Source organism: Virgibacillus kimchii, from assembly GCF_055379185.1.
In genome coordinates this window covers 227,663-246,872 of record NZ_AP043951.1, presented here as the reverse complement: position 1 = coordinate 246,872, position 19,210 = coordinate 227,663, and the positions used below count along the sequence as shown (strand labels likewise).

Below are 19,210 nucleotides of genomic sequence, written 5' to 3'. Positions count from 1 at the left end.
ATATAAGATGATGGCAGAAATAATGACTATATTGTGTCCATTGCAGGGGTTGCATATATTAATCGTGTACAATCCAGTATAATTTAAAGCAGGCAAATGAAATAGGAGTGATTTAGTATGAAATTAAAATTTACCGTGACCTTTTTGCTCATATTCGTTTTCTTGGCTGGTTGCACCGGTGGTAATACTGCTGACAAAGATGGATCGATAGTTGAGGATAAGACTGATATTAAAGAATTAGTCAATGAATATAGCTTGGGAAATATATTGGAGGCAGAAGAAGCCAGCATAACATCAACGGAATTGATTGTTACTTCCGAAGAAGATGGCAATGAAACCATCTATGACTTGCCAGAGGAAGAATTTTTCGTTTCCATCGCACCTTTTATTAGTGAGACCCACCCTTGTACGAATCATAGTTTGACCGGTTGTCAGGGAGAGATGGTTAATCAAAACTTCGAAATTTATATTGAAGATATGGATGGTAATGTAATTGTGGACGATACGGTCAATGCAGAGGCAAATGGCTTTATCGATTTATGGCTTCCTCGTGATGAATCCTTCCATGTGGAAATTACACATGACGAAAAACTGTCGGAAGCGGAAATATCCACTTTTGAAGATGATAAAACATGTATTACTACAATGCAATTGAGCTAATTAAATAGATTAGGATGAGACAAAAGACTGGCATATACTTTATGGAAGGTCAATAATGTGCAGTGTGTCAAAGCCTCATTCTTGTGCAATTTTATTTTTCTTTATAGAATTGCCACAGTTTTTATACATTTTTTACACATTTGCAGAAATCCTTTGCTGAAACAGCTTTATCATAGCTTTTTAAGCGTGTAATTTTTGTAAAATGTGGAATATCTATTTATGTAATGGTTTGATATCTTTCCTCATTCTGTTACAATAGCCACTACCAGATTGGAAAGGAGAACGTTGATGAGGAAAAAATGGTTACTAAGTTTAGGGTTAATTTTGCTTGTAATTTTCATGGCCGCATGTAATGGAGATGAAGAGGACACAGCTGAAGATAGCAATGAAGGTGAAGAGCAGGAACAGGAGCAGGAAGCCACGGATGACCCGATGGGTTTGGATGACCTTGATGTAGATGATGTACCCGAAGTGATAGCAGAAGTGAATGGAGATGAAATCTCCAGGGATGAATTCATGAACACGTATGTTGGCCAATATCAGCAAGCGATGATGCAATCGCAAATGACAGGAGAAGAAGTGGATCAGGAACAGTTGAAACAAGAGGTTGCTGATGCGTTGATCGGCCAGCAGTTAGTCATTCAGGAAGCTGAAAGACAAGGCTTTGAAGCTTCAGAGGAAGAAATAGAAGAAACAATTGATGAGCTATTGGCCCAAAGTGGTGCTGAATCACGGGAAGAGCTTTTTGCAGCGTTGGAAGAACAGGGAATGACAGAGGATGAAATCATTTCCCAGGTAGAAACGCAAATAAAAGTGGACGAGCTTATTGCCAATGAAGCTGGTGACCTGGAGCCGACAGAGGAAGAGCTCGAGGAACTGTATGAAAATTATGTTGTGCAAATGGAAGAAATGCAGGGAGAAGACGCGGAAATTCCAACTTATGAAGAATTAGAACCACAGCTTACACAGCAGGCAGTAGGTGACAAAGAAACAGAAGCCTACCTGGCACTCGTTGAACAGCTGGAAGCTGATGCGGAAATTACGAATCATCTATAATAAAAGTCAGGTTTATTGCCTGGCTTTTATTATGCACTAAAATATATATTGGAAGTGTTTTTGAGTATCCCACGCCAACCTTTTGTGGGGATTTATAATACAGTTGGCTTCAGTTGAAACCTTTCTTTATATACAAATGATGGACATTTCTAACACATCCATTATAATAGTCTTAACATTATTATAAAGGATGGGGACCACAATGATTTAAAACCCCGCTCAAAACCCCGTGACTTAATCATTCTCGAATTACTGAACCGTCGGATGAATTTAACCGAGAAAGACAAAATCCGCAAATTTGGACGTTTACCGCTTATGAAGGACTTTTCAACCGGAGTACCGTGCACATTTCACCGTCATTCCAACTATTTGCATTTCCTTGCATTAATATATATAATAATTAAAAACTCAATATAATCAGCAACGATAAAGAAGCTAGTACAATAACCCACTGATTTCCAGAGAGCTTGTGGCCGGTGAAAACAAGCATCAAGGTGTATTGGAATTGGACTTTGGAGCTGATATGTAATGAAGTGATCTTACTTAGGTTAAGATAATAAGGGTGGCAACGCGGTTCATTCGTCCCTTCTCCAGGGGATTAATGAGCTTTTTTTATGCCTTCTATTGCTTTTTCCCAAACCAACATTAAAAATCAATTGGAGTGAAGTAAAATGAAAACAATTTTTTCCGGTATTCAGCCAAGTGGTACTTTGACGCTTGGAAATTATTTAGGCGCGCTTCAGCAGTTTGTTCAGCTGCAGGATGATTATCAGTGCTATTTCTGTGTAGTGGACGAACATGCCATTACCGTACCGCAGGACCGCCTGGAACTGCGAAATAATATCCGTTCCCTTGCAGCTTTATATTTGGCATCAGGAATTGATCCGAAAAAATCCACCCTGTTTATTCAATCGGAAGTACATGCACATAGCCAATTAGGCTGGATGCTGCAATCAATCAGCTATATCGGGGAGCTGGAACGCATGACCCAGTTCAAAGACAAATCGGATGGAAAAGAGGGAGTCTCTTCCGCATTATTGACGTATCCGGCCCTTATGGCTGCAGACATTCTGCTGTATAATACAGACGTCGTTCCTGTCGGCGAGGATCAAAAACAGCATCTTGAACTGACAAGAGACCTTGCACATCGTTTCAATAATCGTTTCAATGATATTTTTACCATACCCGAGGTACGTATTCCTAAAGTTGGCGCACGAATTATGTCTTTGCAGGATCCAACAAAGAAAATGAGCAAATCTGACACAAATGAAAAAGGATTTATTTCCATGTTGGATACGCCGAAGAAAATTGAAAAGAAGATTAAGAGTGCTGTTACAGATTCTGAAGGCATCGTAAAATACGACAAGGAGAATAAGCCCGGGGTATCCAATCTGCTTACAATATATTCAAGTTGTACCGGCGAATCGATAGAAACATTGGAAGAAAAGTACGCAGGAAAAGGATACGGTGATTTTAAACAGGATGTTGCCGAAGCCGTCATTAATATATTAAAACCGATTCAGGAAGAATATGATGCGCTGATGGAATCCGATGAACTGGATGATATTTTGGATAATGGAAGAGAAAAAGCATCCATCACGGCAAATAAAACGTTAGCAAAAGCGAAAAAAGCAATGGGACTGGGAAGAGTGAAAAAGAAAAAGTAATCAACGAATGAGGCTGGGACTTAAATTTAACCTCTCAAAGAAATCCGAACAAATCATGATAGAATACCGCCGGCCGCTCCGGGAATACACTAAGCTTTCACTACGGGCAAAAGTGCTGCATCCGATCAAACTCCCTTTGGTCGTTTTCTCAGTGTCTTTTTTGCCGCAGGCGGCTGATGAGCTTCCTTGGGCGTGTGGCGCCCTGCTGGGTGCTGGGGCTAATCGATATCTATTCTCCTGCTATAGCATCCGTATAATTCCGGAGCTGGGCAAGTGGTTTGTTTGGATTTATTTCCATTAAAATTAGTTCTGTCCCAGCCTCTTATTCCTATAAAAATAAATGTTCAATTTTGTTTTGAAGCATTTTCTTCTTTTTCATTTTCATGTTCCCACATTTTTTCCAGGAATGGCTGCCCCTTGATTAGTTTTGCACATAAATCTTCATGAGCAGGACTCCACCCTTGCCTTACTCCGTTATATAAGGCGTCCCACACCTTTTCCTCATCCATAAAGCGGATAAACGGATAATTTTTCGGGTCCCATTCTGTCAGCCAATACCTCAGCTCCTCCAGATTATTCGTAGTACGAAGCTGGTCCAATCCCATCATGAGCAGTTGCTTCAGCTGGCGTTCTCTTCTCGTTAAACCAAAGATTACCGCCGGCTCGGGAGAGAGCAGATGATATTCCTTTTTATATTCTGTACCATCAAATTCAAATGACTGCTGCTTGGTATTTTTGATCATGTCAAAAACAAGCTGTTCCTGCCTTGGAATTAACCTGCTTTTGCGGACCGGGATCTCATAACCAATAGTGTCAAAGGCGAGAATATCCTCCCCATCTGTAACAATACAGGCATAATCCAAGACCGTCCTATCATGTCCTTTACGTATGTACGCACGTCTATAAACCGTATCCAGCAATGCTCCAGGCAAATCATGCATATCGTTTTCAATATACTTGTACAAATCTTTTGTTATGTACAATAAGGGAACCTGGTCCAGAAGCTCTATTCCGTCCTGTTTGCGCCATTCGTGAAAATAACAGACATTATAACCGTTTTCCTCACCTTCAAACCAATTCACCCATACATCGTGCATATATAACATAAACAACCCTCTCTTTAAAACGTAACTTAAAATACATTATGACCATCATTTAGAAAAATATTCTAAGCTCGTTAAGATTAGGATCCATTTGGAAAACGATAAATGACCAGAGCCATGAGGATAAAACCTATCGGAAGAAAATAACTTTCAAGCCGGCCTGATATAAAAATAAAATAATCAGCCCAGGTAAGTCCTGCAGGGAGAAAATTCATATAGGCAATTAACGTTACTCCTCCTGTAACTGCCAGCCCAAAACCAATTAAAAAAATTAATATATATCCCATCCATTCTACACCCGCCCATGATATCTTTATGAAGTCCACTTTAATTTGTGTACAAGCTTAATAGAATCATATGCTTGTACACTATTTTTCATGAGTGGTTCCTATTTTTATGTTTTCTGATGTTGTTTTAATTGGGCTTATGATCATGCCATTACCGCGGAAACGGAAACAGAGTCAGCTATAGCAAGTTCTGTAGTGCATGATTTTTTATATTTATTACAATGACATACCATTGCGGAGGTCTATGGTACATCTTTTCTTGAATTCTTCACAATGACGTACCATTGTGGAGGTCTATGGGGCCCCTTTTCAGGAATTCTTCACAATGACGTACCATTGCAGGAGTCTATGGGGCCCCTTTTCGGAATTTCTTCACAATGACGTACCATTGCCGACGTCTATGGTACGGCTTTTCAGGAATTCTTCACAATGACGTACCATTGCAGGAGTCTATGGTACGGCTTTTCGTGGAGTCTTCATAATGACGTACCATTGTGGAGGTCTATGGGGCCCCTTTTCAGGAATTCTTCACAATGACGTACCATTGCAGGAGTCTATGGTACATCTTTTCGTGGATTCTTCACAATGACGTACCATTGCAGGAGTCTTTGGTACATCTTTTCGTGGATTCTTCACAATGACATACCATTGAACGGAAAAACATCTCTCTGCTGACGTCAGAAGTCAATTCGAAAGGAGTATTCAAGTGTTTCCATATTAAATTAAACGAAAACAAAAAAGCCAATCAGCATACACCAATCGGCTTTTGAAATATCTGCACTGCAGCCATTTCACTTATTCATATTTTTTAAAAACAAGGGACACATTATGGCCGCCAAAACCAAATGAGTTACTTACAACCACATTTACATCCTGTTTTCTCGCTTCGTTCGGTACATAATCCAAATCACAATCCGGATCGGGATTTTCATAGTTTACTGTCGGAGGCACAACGCCACCTTCAATTGCCTTCATGGAAATAACTGCTTCCACCCCACCGGCAGCTCCCAATAAATGCCCCATCATAGATTTGGTAGAAGAAATGGAAACATTATGTGCATGATCACCGAGTATCGTTTTAATCGCCTCTGTTTCATATTTATCGTTCAGCGCTGTACTTGTGCCATGGGCATTAATATAATCCACGTTGTTTGGATCAAGTCCTGCGTCATCAAGTGCATGTTGCATGGCACGGGCCGCTCCTTCCCCATGCTCGGCTGGAGCTGTAATATGATAGGCGTCTCCTGTTGCTCCGTATCCAACTATTTCTCCATATATACGGGCGCCACGTTCAAGCGCAGTTTCCAATGTCTCCAGTACCATAATGCCGGAGCCTTCCCCCATCACAAAACCATCGCGCTCTTTATCAAAAGGACGACTTGCTTTTTTCGGGTCTTCCGACGTAGATAGGGCTTTTGCCGAGGAGAATCCTGCAAATGCCATATTAGAAATGGGTGCTTCTGTACCGCCGGCAATAATGTAATCCACATCACCTCGCTGGACGGACTTAAATGCATCCCCAATGGAATTGGCACCTGATGCACAGGCGGTTACTGTACAGGAATTAATCCCTTTTGCTCCAAGTTGAATGGACACTTGTCCTGCCGCCATATCAGGGATCATCATTGGTACAAAAAATGGACTTACCCGTCTGGCTCCCTTATTAAGGTATTTCGTATGCTGATCTTCCCATGTCTTCATGCCGCCAATGCCGGAGCCAACCCAGACACCAACCCGGTGTGCATTGGAATCATCAATAGTGAGGCCAGCATCTTCCACCGCCATTTTCGAAGCTGCAACTGCATATTGGGTAAAAGGATCCATTTTCCTGGCGTCTTTTTTATCCATATAATTATTCGGATCAAAGTCTTTTACCTCAGCAGCAATTTTTGTAGGGAATTCCTCTTTATCCACTTTGGTTACAAAATCTATTCCCGATTCCCCTGCAACCACATTCTTCCATAATGTTTCCACATCATTGCCCAATGGCGTCACAGCACCAAGGCCAGTAATGACTACTCTTCTTTTTTCCATACCGTTCTTCCTCCTATTACGTTTACACGATATGCTCCCTGCTTGCCAATCAGAAGTGGCTTTTACATTTGCAGGGGAATGGATCATCCGTGCATAGAAAATCACATTCTATTTTAATATGAAAATGAAAACTCTTCGTTATCTTCCCCAGCGCATGGAAACTGCACCCCATGTCAAGCCGCCTCCGAATCCAACTAATACAATATAATCATTATCTTTTATTTTACCATCTTTTACAGACTGCGATAAAGCCATAGGTATAGAAGCAGAAGAATTATTTCCATATTTATTAATGGTCACTGCCATTCTGTCTTTGGAAATGCCAAGTCGCTCTCTGGCTGCTTCCATAATTCGTATATTGGCCTGGTGCGGAACAAGAAAATCAACATCTTCTTTGGAATAGCCTGCCTTTTCTATCACATGGACGGTTGACTCCGGCATTTGCCTTACCGCAAATTTGAATACTTCACGACCGTTCATCTCAAAATATCCTTCTTTATTTTGAAATAAGTCTTTGCCTCCGGACCCTTTTGCGCCCAGTTCAAAGGATAATATGCCTCTATCCTCCGAAACTTCACTCATTACAACGGCACCTGCACCATCTCCCAAGAGCACACAAGTGGATCGGTCTTCCCAGTTTAAAATTGGAGACAGTTTTTCTGCCCCTACTACCAGCACATGCTTGTAAGCCTTTGTTTCAATAAACTGCTTGGCGGTAACCATGGCATACATAAATCCGGCACAAGCAGCACCAACATCCATGGCTGCAGCATTATTTGCTCCCAGTCTATCCTGTATGATACAAGCTACAGATGGAAATGCAGTATCAGGTGTCACAGTGGCAACCAGTATTAAATCAATATCCTCTGCAGCAATAGCCGAATCTTCCAATGCCTGCCGGGCAGCATGAAACGCCATATCCGAAGTAGTTACCTCGTCATCGGCAAACCTTCTCTCTTCAATCCCGGTTCTTGTCCTGATCCATTCATCGGTGGTATCAACTATTTTTTCCAAGTCTTTATTGGTCACTACCTTCGATGGGACATAATGGCCAGTACCTAATACACCTACTTGCATATTTCCATCTCCTCTTAATCACGTAATGTTATTATCAATTATTATGACTTGGTACTAATTTTAATGTATCTTTCTCCTCTTTTCAAGGCTTTGCTGAAATCTTATCCCCGTCCGTATCAATTCGATTTCTTTCACCTTTCATTTGGAAGCAGTCCGGTCTCCATGTAATCAGCCACCGCTTCTTCCATCATATCCTGAAAATCACCCGGGACATTCGGACTGAACTCACCCATAGAAATAATATCATCCTGAAAATCAAATGTTTTAATTGTGCCGTTTAAATCTCCGTTATTGAACTCTTCCGCGGTTATTTCATAGAGCTTGTCCACATGTTGGATTGTACTTGTTAAAACCTTGTCTCCTCCAATAGCTGATTGATCCTCGACATATCCAACGGAATATAGATTGTCTTTACTGGCCTGCTGAATGATCGTCCTGCTGAATATATCTCCAGTCGGAAAAAATACATCCACTTGTTCATTTTTCATGTTTTCATAAATATCCACAGCTGATTGGGCATCATTCCAGTCATTAATGATTTCCATGTTTATTTCTGCGGAAGGGTTTTGATAGATAACGCCTTCATAGAAACCCTCAATTTCTGGCTGCCATTCAAATGCAGCAACAATTCCAACCTGATCGGTTGACGTCATTTCACCTGCGGTCATACCTGCGAAAAACCCCATCGCATGAGAGTTAAAATTTAAGCTGGTTACGTTCTCTGCAAAATAACCGCCATTAAAATAGACAAAATGTACTTCAGGATAATCCTCGGCAATTTCAGCAAAATGCCGGCCATATATACTGCTGTGCCCAAAAATTAAGTTTACACCATCGTATACAAATTCATCCACTGCACGAATGATTTCCTGCTTTGTCAAAACGTTTTCTTCATAAAATACATTTACATTGTAGGTTTCACCGATTGCAGTCAGTCCGGCATATCCTTTTTCCCCCCATGGCAGATCCTCGATGGTGCTATCGATAAGCATCCCTACATTCTGAATGTCATTTTGACGTTCCGTACAGCCTGTCATTGTAATTATAAAAATGCTTACTCCAATAATTGTTAAAATGCTTTTCACTATAGCACCTCCACACCAATCATGTTGTTATGTTTTATTTTATACCGAGATCAAAGTAAAGTTAAATGGAATTATTGTTACATTTTACCTGCAATTGTACATTTCTTTATATATGGTATAATGCTCAATTACTTGTGCTATTTGTTTCTTCACAGCATCATTGTCACGAAGATGGATGAAACTTTCAAGTCTTAACCTTTGATTTTCCGCTTTTTTTGCTATTTCCCCCTGTTTTAAGCTTTTGTTTTCCGAGTCGATCCATTCGATCATTGCTTTTGTAAAATCTTTTATATACATGGCATTTGCTAAAAAACTTTCCGAATCAAAAGAGATAAACGTCTCGTCAACATACATCCCTTGTTTATTCATCGGCATCCATTCCCCGAACAACAGCGGGACCTTGATATAGGATATACCGTCTGCTTTTTCATGATCATCGGGATTAATTACAAGCACGTGCTCTGCCTTTATTCCCGACAACGGGGAATTTAGAGAGATCACACGCTGGTATTTTTTTGTTTTATAATCCTCTGCAATGGAAAAATTACTGTTCCTGCCAAAATACAGGAGTAAATGGTCATTTTTCTCCCCATTTTTTAAACCTTCTACTTTTTGCCCATTATTTAAAAGCGCATCAATCATATGATAGCTGATCCAATGATTACAATTATTTACTAAATAAGTCATTGCAAAATTCCCCCATTTACAGATTTCCCTGCTGGTTGTCTTCCTTTCTCCAAAGCGTTCCTATAAGAATATGAAGTTTCGGCCGAGCCGGCCACTTCTAGAGATAAAAAAGGTTGATTCTCATTCAAACAGGAAATAAATGCTTTTCTTTTTACCTTCAGTTTGATAAACTGGTTTATGTGTGATTAATGGATTTTTTGATAAAAATAGAGGTGTAAATGTATGCGTTATGTAATGACAATCATTTGGGCATTATTATTAGGCGTTGTACTGTCTTATGTACTATCAAGTATGGCCGCAGAACCGTTCAATGTCTCTGCTACAATTGCATTTATCATCATTATCAGCCTGTCGGTATTCTGGCTTGGCGACGGTGTGTTAGGGGACGAGAAAGAGAATTAATAGAAAAGATAATTTTGATATGCAATCAACCCTTGCCTTTAAGGATTTAAACGGGCAAGGGTTTTGTTCTAACCAAGGAAAAATCTCGAAATAAGATGCCGTACAATCTGACCAGGACAAGTAATCATAAATGATGCTTGACTTTAATACCATGGTAAAGCAGTGAGTGCAATAAGTGCAGCCAATGGAAGCACCATCCTGCGAAAGCGGAGCGGCGGATAGCCGTAACCGAATCCTGGCCCGGGTGCAAAGCCTGGTCCATATCCCGGGAAACCATATCGCTGTCCGGATGAATTTTCATATGGATCGACCTGGTTGCGGTGCTGCTCATGATGTTCCAATGGTATTGCCATATATACATATTCATCATCGAGTCCTGTAATGATTCCATCTACTTTCGTACCATCCACCAATTCGGCAAGAACATATCCATGCATATGTTCTTTGCATAGTTGATACATTTTACTATAATTGGCATTCAATATTATCAACTCCCTCACCAACTAGACTATTCATTTATAAATGGGTTGGTGACTTAATTTACTGTTCATAACTTGAAGAAGGTGAGAAATTCATGGAAATGATGAATGAATTATGGACGTTGCTTAGATACTTAGTATTGGGGCTCTTTCAGGGTTTTACGGAACCAATTCCTATTTCCTCCAGCGGGCATTTGGTTATTCTCCAGGATCTTTTTGGATTGGTGGCTGATGGTTTGTCTTTTGAAATATTGGTAAACTTCGGCTCCCTCATTGCTGTTTTGATCATTTATAGAAAAGATATTATCCGGCTTATTCAAAACGGCCTGTTATACATAGTAAAAAAAGAAGATTCCACTAAGGATGATTTTCAATTTGTCGTATTTTTGGTGGTCGCCACCATCCCAACAGGAATACTTGGCTTGCTTTTTGAGGATGTCATCAGTGATAATCTGAGCGGTGTGGCAACAGTCGGGTATACCCTGCTTATTACCGGCGCAGCATTATGGATGATCCGCAACCTGCGCGGAAGGAAAAATGATGGGGATTTAACAGTGAAGGATGCCGTCATTATTGGGTTTGCACAGTCAGTTGCTTTAATCCCCGGAATCAGTCGTTCCGGTGCAACCATTGTGGCAGCCATGCTTCTGGGCATGAAACAGGAAACCGCATTGCGATTTTCCTTCCTGCTTTATATACCGGTAAGTTTGGGGATCACCGTACTCTCTGTCACTGACATCATTCGGGATCCTGACTTTGATACATTGATGATTCCCTACGCCATCGCATTCATCGCGTCCATTATTGCATCCTATTTTGCTTTAAAATGGTTTATTAACGTGATGAAGAGAGGTGATCTGAAATATTTTGCTTTCTATTGTTTCATCGTCGGTTTTCTTGTTATTTTATTTATGTAAATGCTATTTTCTATGTCCCCTCATCGTTGGATGGGGGATTTTTTGTTTTAATGCAGCAGGATAGCTATCAGGGACATTTACCAAATTTTGTTTCCTATACCTCCTATTGTCGGTATTTCGGCAGCAAATCCAAATGCCGGCAGGATCCGCCTGTACAATTTGGATGAATCAAACTTTCTATCCGTCTCCACGATAAAAACAGCGTGGCAATTTAATGTAAAATGCCACGCTGTATATATAGGTCGAACTATGCTTTTGCCGATTTCTTCTTCTGCCTCATCGCTCTGGGTATATACACGCAATACGGTTCACTCTCCATATAATCACCGGTTACGTTATAGGCCCGTGATCGGGAACCTCCGCATACATGTCTGAATTCACAAATACCGCATTTTCCTTTATATTTATCCGGGTTTCTAAGATTTTGAAACACCTCGGATTCACGATAAATCGTTGCCAACGGTGTTTGTCTTACATTTCCTGCTTTAATCGGCAACAGGCCACTTGGATATACATCACCGGTATGGGAGATAAATACAAAACCGTTCCCGTCATTTACCCCTTTTGGTGCGCGGCCCAGTCCGTCAATTTTACCTGTATCGCCTTTCATGAGGGCATCTTCGTAGAAAATCTCATCCTTATTGCTTTTACCTTTATTCTCCCGTATCTTATTTTGAATAACGACACGGCGGTAATGCTGTGCAGCGGTTGTTTTAATGTCAAATGGAACTCTTTTTGAAAGCTTATACAGCCAGCGCAGTACTTTTTCATGTTCAGCCGGAGAAATCATATCCGATTCTTTCCCCCGACCTGTAGGAACAAGGAAAAAGACACTCCATAATACAACACCGAGTTTTTCCACCATTTCCGCCATCTCATCCAGGTATTCATAGTTATAACGGGAGATAACCGTATTTACCTGTAACGGCATTTCCAGTTCATGCAAATAATTAATTGCATTCATTGTTAAATCAAAAGAACCGGAAGTTCCACGGAAGTGATCATGAACTTCTGCACAATGTCCATCTATACTGAAAGCCCATCTGGACAGACCAACATCTTTTGCTTTTTCCATCGCTTCTTTCGTGACGTTCGGAGTTGCAGAAGGGGTCATCGACACACGAACACCTTTTTTCACTGCATATTCCGCTATATCAAAAACGTCCGGACGCATTAATGGATCACCGCCTGTAAACACAAGCATTGGATTATCCATTTCATAAATATCATCAATCAATTTCTTTCCTTCTTCAAATGAAAGCTCCAGCGGGTGTCGGTGGTATTGCGCCTCCGCCCGGCAATGCAGACATTTCAACTCACACGCTCGAGTGAGTTCCCAAATAACGATAAAAGGATTTTCATTATAATCCTTAGGAAACATGTTACCACTCCTTTTCAAGCTTATACGCTATAACCCAACTTTACGCCTAATCAATTAATAAAGGTGTGATGTTTCTCACAGTTTGTACATATTTCAAAAATTCGACACATAAATACAGATTAGCTTTCTATATGTACTTATGGGCGGCATTTTCAAAGCCACTTCCCGCACAGATATAAAAATAAAGGTTCTGACCCTCATAAATCAGAACCTTCTTAGTTTTTTATTTACTTTTTTCCGATGATAACTTTCCAAAGATCTGGACCTTCTTCTACATATTCCCAGGAAAATGTATCTTCACCGCGCTCCATCATAAACTGGTACTGAAGCGGCTTTGGATCATGGTCATTGGTCAGCTGCATATACTCACCGGCATCCAACCCGTCAAATACTTCAAAGATTCTCGGGTGTCTGATTCTCGGTTCTATGTCAGGTGCATGAACTTTCGCAGCAAATTGCATTTCGCTCATTATGAACCCTCCTCATGACGTATTTTCATTTACACTACCATCATAAGATGATTTAATGAGAAACTCAGTGATAAAGAGCACCATTAATGTATGATTTTTATCACTTAACATAACCTTTTACTAAAATTATTCCTGGGAAAATGATAAACTAAAATAGAGTTAGCGATTCAATACAACTATAAGAAAAAAGGATTTATTTATGAACCAGCCATTCATTATAAAGCCTTTATCGGAAAGGAGCTTTAAAATGAACTTGCATATGCAATCGACCCAGGAATTATTGCAGTCCTTTCCTTTGTTTAAAGGATTGAGTGATTTTGAAATGGAACCGATTCTTGAAATTGCAAAAAATCGTACTTATCGTTCCGGCTCCCATATTTTTATGCAGGGAGACCCGTTAGACAGAGTTTACTTTATATATAAAGGCAAAGTAAAAATATATAAAACCGATATACATGGAAAAGAACAGATCGTAAATATTCTGCAGGCCGGGGATATGTTTCCGCATCAGGGTTTTTTCAGACAGGATGATTATCCTGCCCACTCACAGGTAACAGAGGATTCTGAGCTCATATTTATTCCTATTCAGTCATTTGAAAACTTTCTCATCACCCATCCTGAAATATGTATAAAGCTTTTCCGTGTGCTTGGTGACAAAATCGTTGATCTGCAAAGCAGGCTGCAGGAAAAAATCCTGCATAACACATATGAACAAATTATTATGCTGCTTTTGCGGCTTGCAAAAAATTATGGTGAAGAAGCAGATGATTTTAAAACGGTGATTAAGTCCCAGTTCACAAACAGGGAGCTGGCAAACATGATTGGTTCCAGCCGTGAAACTGTCAGCAGAACGTTAACACAGCTGAAAAAGAAGAAATTAATTGAAACAAATAAACAAGGTTTTATTGTATTGGATAACGATGCATTGGAAGATGAATTATTCTAAAGAACAACTTGTGGAGTGGCCATCATTTGGTCACTTTTTTTGTTTTTTTTTTAAAACAACCTCTTCTCTCCTCACTTGCACAGTTACGCAAACCACCCTGTTTCTCTTCACTTTTTTAAAATATTTGTGACATTGGTCACTTACTCTGTTCCCGAAAATGATTATCATATAATTAATCTTTATTTTTAGGAGGGAATGGAATGAATGACCAATCGTTTGTGGAATTGGATGTACGAGAAGATTTACGCTTAAAAAAAGAGCCTTTTGATAAGATTATGGGCACTGTTAAAGATTTAAAAGAAGGACAGGCGTTTATTTTACATGCTCCGTTTAATCCTGTTCCCTTGCATAAAGTTTTAAAACGAAGAGGTTTTCAAAATGAGGCAGTTAAAGTAGAAAAAAAGCACTGGAAAGTGACCTATACGAAAAAGGAGGAAAAAGAATAATGATTATTGATAACCGTGGGCTGGAACCTCCTCAGCCAATGATGCGCACATTAAAGGCACTGGAAAAAATGAATTCAGGGGAATCCCTTTCCATCATAAATGATCGAAGACCGATGTTTTTATATGAAGAGCTGGATGCATTGGGCTACCATCATGAAACGGAGCCACAGGATGATGGAAGCTACAAAATAAATATTACCAAAACCGGTGAGTAAAAATGTTAGGAGCAGGTTTTAAAACAGAAACAAACATTAAGCTGCCGCTTGGATTCATATTATATGCTCTTTTAGCTCTTACGGCATCCCAATGGATTCTCTTTTTAAACAGTGATTTATTAACGGCAGGACAATTTCGCTTTCCGGAAATATGGATGGGAGCTCACTTTCTTCTGCTTGGTTATGCGGCAATGATTGCTATGGGAGCGATGTACCAGCTTGTACCTGTTGCCTTTTTAACCCCCATCTGGAGCCAGAAATTAGGCTTTGTACAGCTCATTATTACCATTATAGGAGTTACATTATTTTCCATATTATTAGGAACAACGCCGCAATATGCTATATATGGCGGAATTCTGGCTATCCTTGGTATTCTGCTGTTCATCCTGCAAATGGGAAAAACAATCCTTAAACAGGAAAAGAAAACTGTAATGACTTATTTCGTGCTTGCGGCGATTTCAAGCTTCTTTCTTACCATTGCAGCAGGGTTCTTTCTGGCGTGGAACATTGCCTATGGAGGGATTGCCAATCACGAGTTAATTCTCCACTCCCACATTGTATTGGGAGTTGCTGGATGGTTCAGTTTATTGATTTTTGGTTTTTCTTATAAACTTGTACCCATGTTCAGCCTTTCACATGGATATTCCATGAAATGGGCAAAGCCTGCTTTTATTACGTATATTGGTGGGTTAATTGTATTAATTATTTCCTTTTGGATCACTTTTCCATACGTTGATACGATCGGATGGCTTCTTTTATTTTTGGGATTTGGATTTTTCGTGCTTGATATAAAGGAAATTCTTGAAAAAAGAGTGAAGAAAAAATTGGACAAGCCATTTACCTTTTCCCTATTCGCGATCGGAAACGGACTCGTTATTCACTTTCTGGCACTCTTCATGAATTTAATGGACATCAGCAATGAAAATGTATGGAGCTGGTTAATCTTTCTTTATATAATGGGATGGATTGTCTTCAGTATTCTTGGTTACTTATATAAAATAGTACCGTTTTTATGGTGGACTCATAAATATTCGGAACGGATCGGTAAAGAAAAAGTTCCAACCCTGAAAGATATGATTAACGAAACATTAAGTGTTTATCTTTTTATCGGTTTTATTGTCAGTGTCCTTGGACTCACTGCAGGAGCACTGTGGCAAATCGGCTACATGGTGTATATTTTCCAGGGTTTCCTGGCAATCACAACCCTTGCTTATGTCTTGTCCATTATAAGGGTTTTAGTAAAATAGAGAGGTGTTAAAATGTCATTGGAAACAAAGGTTGGAGCAGCTTTGTTTGAAGTCATTGATCCCGAGCTGGGAATTAATATTATGGATTTGGGGCTTATATATGGTATAGGTGTCTATGAAGATAACGATGTACTGATAAAAATGACGCTTACGACACCGGGTTGTCCCATGCATGACAGTATTATAAACGGTGTAAAATACCGTGTTTCCCAAGTGGAAGAGGTCGGTGAGGTCATTGTGGATCTCGTATGGGAGCCTGCATGGAATCCGGGGAAAATGAGTGATAAAGCAAAAGAAATGCTTGGGTTTGGCTGATCGGATGCAAAGGCATATAATTTGATATGTCCGCCCCGGCAGCATACTGCACTTTCACTTCGGGTACAATTCCGTCATCCGGCTGGAAAGGGAACTACGTATGTCGCCGGGGCCTATATGGTTCCGAACATTGAAACTATACAATACGGAAGCTTCTTTATTTTAACCCCCGCTGACAGGTGGGATAAATGCTACGACATCCCCGCTTTCCAAAACAGTTTCCTCTCCCGCATATTCTTCATTCACCGCAATCATTGCCTTATCCAGATTCTCAGATTGATACTTCTCCAGCCAGGTAGACTTCAATTCATTTACTGTAATGTTTTCCACATCCAATGAAAGCTTATCCTTTCCAACTGCTTCCTGCAATTCTGCAAAGAACAAGACATCAATCATCCAACATCTCCTCCTCCCTGGGCAATTTTTCTTTATATGATGTTTTTTCCAACTGATCCCCGATCCATAATTCTCCGTCTTCCCAATGTTCTTTTTTCCATATCGGCACGATTTCCTTAATGCGTTCAATCGCATAGCTGCTTGCTTCAAATGCATTTTTACGATGAGGGGTCGAGACGGCGATTACTACCGCGGTATCCGAAATATCCAGCCTGCCGACCCGATGGGCAATCGCACAGGCTGTGTTCCCCCATTTTCTTTCTATTTCTTCTCCGATCTGTGCCAGTTTTTTTTCTGCCATCGGTTTATACGCCTGATATTCCAAATACAACGTCTTTTTTCCATGAGTGAATTCACGCACCGTTCCAATAAACGTACTTATGGCTCCCGCTTCTCTTCTCGTTACTTTTTCCACCACATCATTCATTTCTATCGGTGCTTCTGTAATCCAAAAATTTTTGGTCATGCGCTATGTATCCCCCTTATTTCCCTTCCATCCCTAAAATAAAAGCGGAGATTTCCGGCAGCTTTTCATCCAACTCATTCATCAGGAAAATTTTTTTATCGGCAGGCAGCGGAATGTTTTCATCCCAGGAAATAACTGCCATAATATGGGATAGTTTTAATAGAGCGAGATCTTCTTCATTTTTAATTATAATTATTTTTGGGAAACCTGCCTGTTTAAAGCCTTCCAGAAGAAGGATATCAATCGGCATAAAAGCGTATAAAGAAAGTAGCTCATCCAACGTATAATCCGATGTATCCGCCACTGTCAGCTGCAGCTGGTTTTCTCCCTGCACCGCACTGATTTGGGCACCTGCCTGTAAATGTCTGTAGCTGTCTGTTCCCTTTACTTTTTTTGGCTCCCCACCATGCCCATGATGCTTTAACGTTGCGGTCTGCTTATTCATGGCGGTAAAGTAACGGATCAGCTTTTCCATTACAGCTGTTTTTCCTGTATTCTTATACCCAACAATCTGGCAAATAGAAAAAGGATGCTCTCCTTGCATATTCATCCCTCATTTTTCAGGGGGTCAGACCCCCGCTGCACTAACACATTAAAGCGTTAACGCGTTAGCGGGGCGGGGGTCAGACCCCCACTCTAAAACTTTATGCGTGCTAAAAAAGGTTAATTCATTCTGTATGAATTAACCTTTTACCTATTAATCCGGTATACCTAAAGCAATTTTGGCGTAGCGGGACATCTTTTCCTTTCCCCAAGGCGGATCCCACACAATGTTTACTTCTATTTCTTTTACTTCCGGAATATCAGCAAGTGCGTGACGGACATCCTGCTCAATATGGCCTGCCAACGGGCATCCCATGGCAGTTAATGTCATGGTCACGGTACAAAGTCCATTATCATCTAAGTCTACATCATATATTAAACCCAGGTTAACGATATCAATACCCAATTCGGGGTCAATTACGTTTTCAAGGGCACCCATCAGATTTTCTTTTAACGCTTCGTCCATTGATCATCCCTCCTTCTTGATCCTACTTACATTTAAACATATTTTCTCCATTTTTTAAATGATATTACTCACACTTACAGGTGTTTTTCAAACCACTTTATCGTTTTCAGTATCGCATTTCTGCTTACTTTATGATCCTGATTGGCTTCCTTGATAAAGGAGATATCTTCTTTGTTCTTATATTGCCTGGAGACATCTTCATAAAATGTATAAGAATGGTCAAATGGAACCACAGCATCATTTTCTCCATGCCAAAATAATAATGGCCTGTTTTCCAGCTTTTCCGGTTGCAGAGACAAATCATACTGCTGCAGTTTTTCATATAATTCCTCAATCATTTCATCCGTTACGGGCAGGTTCCCTGTTTTCTTAAAGCTGTCAACCAATGTCTTTGCATAGGTCGTTATTTTTGGGGAGCCCATGAGAATGGCTGCTGTCTTAATCCATGAATATTGTGTGAGAGCAGCGGATGTAGTAATGCCTCCCATGCTCGTTCCAGCGATACCAATACGATCATCCATTATTAATCCCTTTTCATCCAGTTCTTTCTTCATACCTTCAAGTTCCACGACATTATTCATAACGATATCCCAGAAGGAAACCTGTTTTTTTTCCGAAGAAACATCCATCTCTCTTGCCCCATGATATTGGCTGTCGGGCAAAATTACTCTGCACCCCTTCTCAGCCAGTAAATAAGCTAGTGGAAGATTATGCTCCTTGGCACTCGTAAATCCATGAAAATAAATGACCGTTGGCAATGCATCCTTTTCTTTAGCAGCTTCCACTACATGTAATACGGGAATCTCATTTAGTTGCTGTTCAAATATACCGATCATCTTTTTACTCCTTTGTTCACTTTTATCAC

The 19,210-nt window shown here is 40.2% G+C and carries 24 protein-coding genes and 1 other annotated feature; of the genes, 10 read left to right on the top strand and 14 right to left on the bottom strand.

Annotated elements, in window-relative coordinates:
- Positions 1 to 117 precede the first annotated feature (117 nt).
- The 3 genes from ACZ42C_RS01450 to trpS all read left to right on the top strand — a co-directional run bounded on the left by ACZ42C_RS01450 (position 118) and on the right by trpS (position 3,383).
- On the top strand, positions 118 to 660 hold the full coding sequence (locus tag ACZ42C_RS01450; RefSeq protein WP_461180204.1) for a CueP family metal-binding protein: 543 nt from the start codon (positions 118 to 120) through the stop codon (positions 658 to 660).
- 288 nt (positions 661 to 948) lie between these two features.
- Entirely contained in the window at positions 949 to 1,716 is a 768-nt protein-coding gene (locus tag ACZ42C_RS01445; RefSeq protein WP_461180205.1) for a SurA N-terminal domain-containing protein, read from the top strand.
- 414 nt (positions 1,717 to 2,130) lie between these two features.
- Positions 2,131 to 2,306 (top strand) — a binding site (T-box leader).
- Positions 2,307 to 2,387: 81 nt separating this feature from the next.
- Complete coding sequence (trpS, locus tag ACZ42C_RS01440) at positions 2,388 to 3,383, top strand: tryptophan--tRNA ligase (protein ID WP_461180206.1); 996 nt, start codon at positions 2,388 to 2,390, stop codon at positions 3,381 to 3,383.
- Between the two features lie 344 nt (positions 3,384 to 3,727).
- On the opposite strand, the gene ACZ42C_RS01435 is transcribed toward trpS, so the two are convergent.
- The 6 genes from ACZ42C_RS01435 to ACZ42C_RS01410 all read right to left on the bottom strand — a co-directional run bounded on the left by ACZ42C_RS01435 (position 3,728) and on the right by ACZ42C_RS01410 (position 9,656).
- Positions 3,728 to 4,489, bottom strand: a complete 762-nt coding sequence (locus tag ACZ42C_RS01435; RefSeq protein ID WP_461180207.1) for a YjbA family protein — start codon at positions 4,487 to 4,489, stop codon at positions 3,728 to 3,730.
- 77 nt (positions 4,490 to 4,566) lie between these two features.
- A complete protein-coding gene (locus tag ACZ42C_RS01430) occupies positions 4,567 to 4,773 on the bottom strand; it encodes a hypothetical protein (protein WP_461180208.1) in 207 nt (68 codons plus the stop codon).
- Positions 4,774 to 5,568: 795 nt separating this feature from the next.
- A complete protein-coding gene (fabF, locus tag ACZ42C_RS01425; protein WP_461180209.1) occupies positions 5,569 to 6,807 on the bottom strand; it encodes a beta-ketoacyl-ACP synthase II in 1,239 nt (412 codons plus the stop codon).
- Between the two features lie 138 nt (positions 6,808 to 6,945).
- Complete coding sequence (locus ACZ42C_RS01420) at positions 6,946 to 7,884, bottom strand: beta-ketoacyl-ACP synthase III (protein WP_461180210.1); 939 nt, start codon at positions 7,882 to 7,884, stop codon at positions 6,946 to 6,948.
- A 131-nt stretch (positions 7,885 to 8,015) separates the two neighbouring features.
- Entirely contained in the window at positions 8,016 to 8,969 is a 954-nt protein-coding gene (locus tag ACZ42C_RS01415) for a BMP family ABC transporter substrate-binding protein (RefSeq protein WP_461180211.1), read from the bottom strand.
- Between the two features lie 84 nt (positions 8,970 to 9,053).
- A complete protein-coding gene (locus tag ACZ42C_RS01410; RefSeq protein WP_461180212.1) occupies positions 9,054 to 9,656 on the bottom strand; it encodes a hypothetical protein in 603 nt (200 codons plus the stop codon).
- Positions 9,657 to 9,878: 222 nt separating this feature from the next.
- Here ACZ42C_RS01410 and ACZ42C_RS01405 point away from each other — a divergent pair, with 222 nt between their 5' ends.
- Positions 9,879 to 10,058, top strand: coding sequence for a DUF2929 family protein (locus tag ACZ42C_RS01405; protein WP_461180213.1), 180 nt, complete (start codon positions 9,879 to 9,881; stop codon positions 10,056 to 10,058).
- A gap of 143 nt (positions 10,059 to 10,201) precedes the next feature.
- Here the strand turns inward: ACZ42C_RS01405 and ACZ42C_RS01400 are convergent, their stop codons facing one another.
- Positions 10,202 to 10,540 (bottom strand): hypothetical protein, encoded by a 339-nt coding sequence (locus tag ACZ42C_RS01400; RefSeq protein WP_461180214.1) that lies wholly within the window; start codon positions 10,538 to 10,540, stop codon positions 10,202 to 10,204.
- Positions 10,541 to 10,641: 101 nt separating this feature from the next.
- Here ACZ42C_RS01400 and ACZ42C_RS01395 point away from each other — a divergent pair, with 101 nt between their 5' ends.
- Positions 10,642 to 11,454 (top strand): undecaprenyl-diphosphate phosphatase, encoded by an 813-nt coding sequence (locus ACZ42C_RS01395; protein ID WP_461180294.1) that lies wholly within the window; start codon positions 10,642 to 10,644, stop codon positions 11,452 to 11,454.
- A gap of 247 nt (positions 11,455 to 11,701) precedes the next feature.
- On the opposite strand, the gene ACZ42C_RS01390 is transcribed toward ACZ42C_RS01395, so the two are convergent.
- The gene (locus tag ACZ42C_RS01390) at positions 11,702 to 12,835 is read right to left on the bottom strand and encodes a TIGR04053 family radical SAM/SPASM domain-containing protein (RefSeq protein WP_461180215.1); all 1,134 of its coding nucleotides are present in this window, start codon (positions 12,833 to 12,835) and stop codon (positions 11,702 to 11,704) included.
- A 227-nt stretch (positions 12,836 to 13,062) separates the two neighbouring features.
- A complete protein-coding gene (locus tag ACZ42C_RS01385; protein WP_461180295.1) occupies positions 13,063 to 13,296 on the bottom strand; it encodes a DUF2249 domain-containing protein in 234 nt (77 codons plus the stop codon).
- Positions 13,297 to 13,552: 256 nt separating this feature from the next.
- Here ACZ42C_RS01385 and ACZ42C_RS01380 point away from each other — a divergent pair, with 256 nt between their 5' ends.
- From ACZ42C_RS01380 to ACZ42C_RS01360, 5 genes are all read left to right on the top strand, one after another.
- On the top strand, positions 13,553 to 14,251 hold the full coding sequence (locus ACZ42C_RS01380) for a Crp/Fnr family transcriptional regulator (protein ID WP_461180216.1): 699 nt from the start codon (positions 13,553 to 13,555) through the stop codon (positions 14,249 to 14,251).
- Positions 14,252 to 14,451: 200 nt separating this feature from the next.
- Positions 14,452 to 14,697 (top strand): DUF2249 domain-containing protein, encoded by a 246-nt coding sequence (locus ACZ42C_RS01375; RefSeq protein ID WP_461180217.1) that lies wholly within the window; start codon positions 14,452 to 14,454, stop codon positions 14,695 to 14,697.
- Positions 14,697 to 14,912 carry a DUF2249 domain-containing protein gene (locus tag ACZ42C_RS01370; RefSeq protein WP_461180218.1) on the top strand — a complete coding sequence of 72 codons (216 nt, stop codon included), beginning with the start codon at positions 14,697 to 14,699 and terminating at the stop codon, positions 14,910 to 14,912. The genes ACZ42C_RS01375 and ACZ42C_RS01370 overlap by 1 nt, the downstream gene beginning before the upstream one ends.
- Before the next feature lie 2 nt (positions 14,913 to 14,914).
- A complete protein-coding gene (locus ACZ42C_RS01365; RefSeq protein WP_461180219.1) occupies positions 14,915 to 16,159 on the top strand; it encodes a hypothetical protein in 1,245 nt (414 codons plus the stop codon).
- 12 nt (positions 16,160 to 16,171) lie between these two features.
- On the top strand, positions 16,172 to 16,474 hold the full coding sequence (locus tag ACZ42C_RS01360) for a metal-sulfur cluster assembly factor (protein WP_461180220.1): 303 nt from the start codon (positions 16,172 to 16,174) through the stop codon (positions 16,472 to 16,474).
- Positions 16,475 to 16,636: 162 nt separating this feature from the next.
- Here ACZ42C_RS01360 and moaD read toward each other — a convergent pair whose 3' ends face one another.
- The 5 genes from moaD to yjfP form a co-directional block, all read right to left on the bottom strand.
- Positions 16,637 to 16,870: a molybdopterin converting factor subunit 1 gene (gene moaD, locus ACZ42C_RS01355; RefSeq protein ID WP_461180221.1), complete on the bottom strand. Its 234-nt coding sequence runs from the start codon at positions 16,868 to 16,870 to the stop codon at positions 16,637 to 16,639.
- Entirely contained in the window at positions 16,863 to 17,336 is a 474-nt protein-coding gene (locus tag ACZ42C_RS01350; protein WP_461180222.1) for a molybdenum cofactor biosynthesis protein MoaE, read from the bottom strand. The genes moaD and ACZ42C_RS01350 overlap by 8 nt, the downstream gene beginning before the upstream one ends.
- A gap of 16 nt (positions 17,337 to 17,352) precedes the next feature.
- Positions 17,353 to 17,880, bottom strand: a complete 528-nt coding sequence (gene mobB / locus ACZ42C_RS01345; protein WP_461180223.1) for a molybdopterin-guanine dinucleotide biosynthesis protein B — start codon at positions 17,878 to 17,880, stop codon at positions 17,353 to 17,355.
- A gap of 153 nt (positions 17,881 to 18,033) precedes the next feature.
- Entirely contained in the window at positions 18,034 to 18,345 is a 312-nt protein-coding gene (locus ACZ42C_RS01340) for a metal-sulfur cluster assembly factor (protein WP_461180224.1), read from the bottom strand.
- 74 nt (positions 18,346 to 18,419) lie between these two features.
- Complete coding sequence (gene yjfP / locus ACZ42C_RS01335) at positions 18,420 to 19,181, bottom strand: esterase (RefSeq protein ID WP_461180225.1); 762 nt, start codon at positions 19,179 to 19,181, stop codon at positions 18,420 to 18,422.
- Between the last annotated feature and the right edge of the window lie 29 nt (positions 19,182 to 19,210).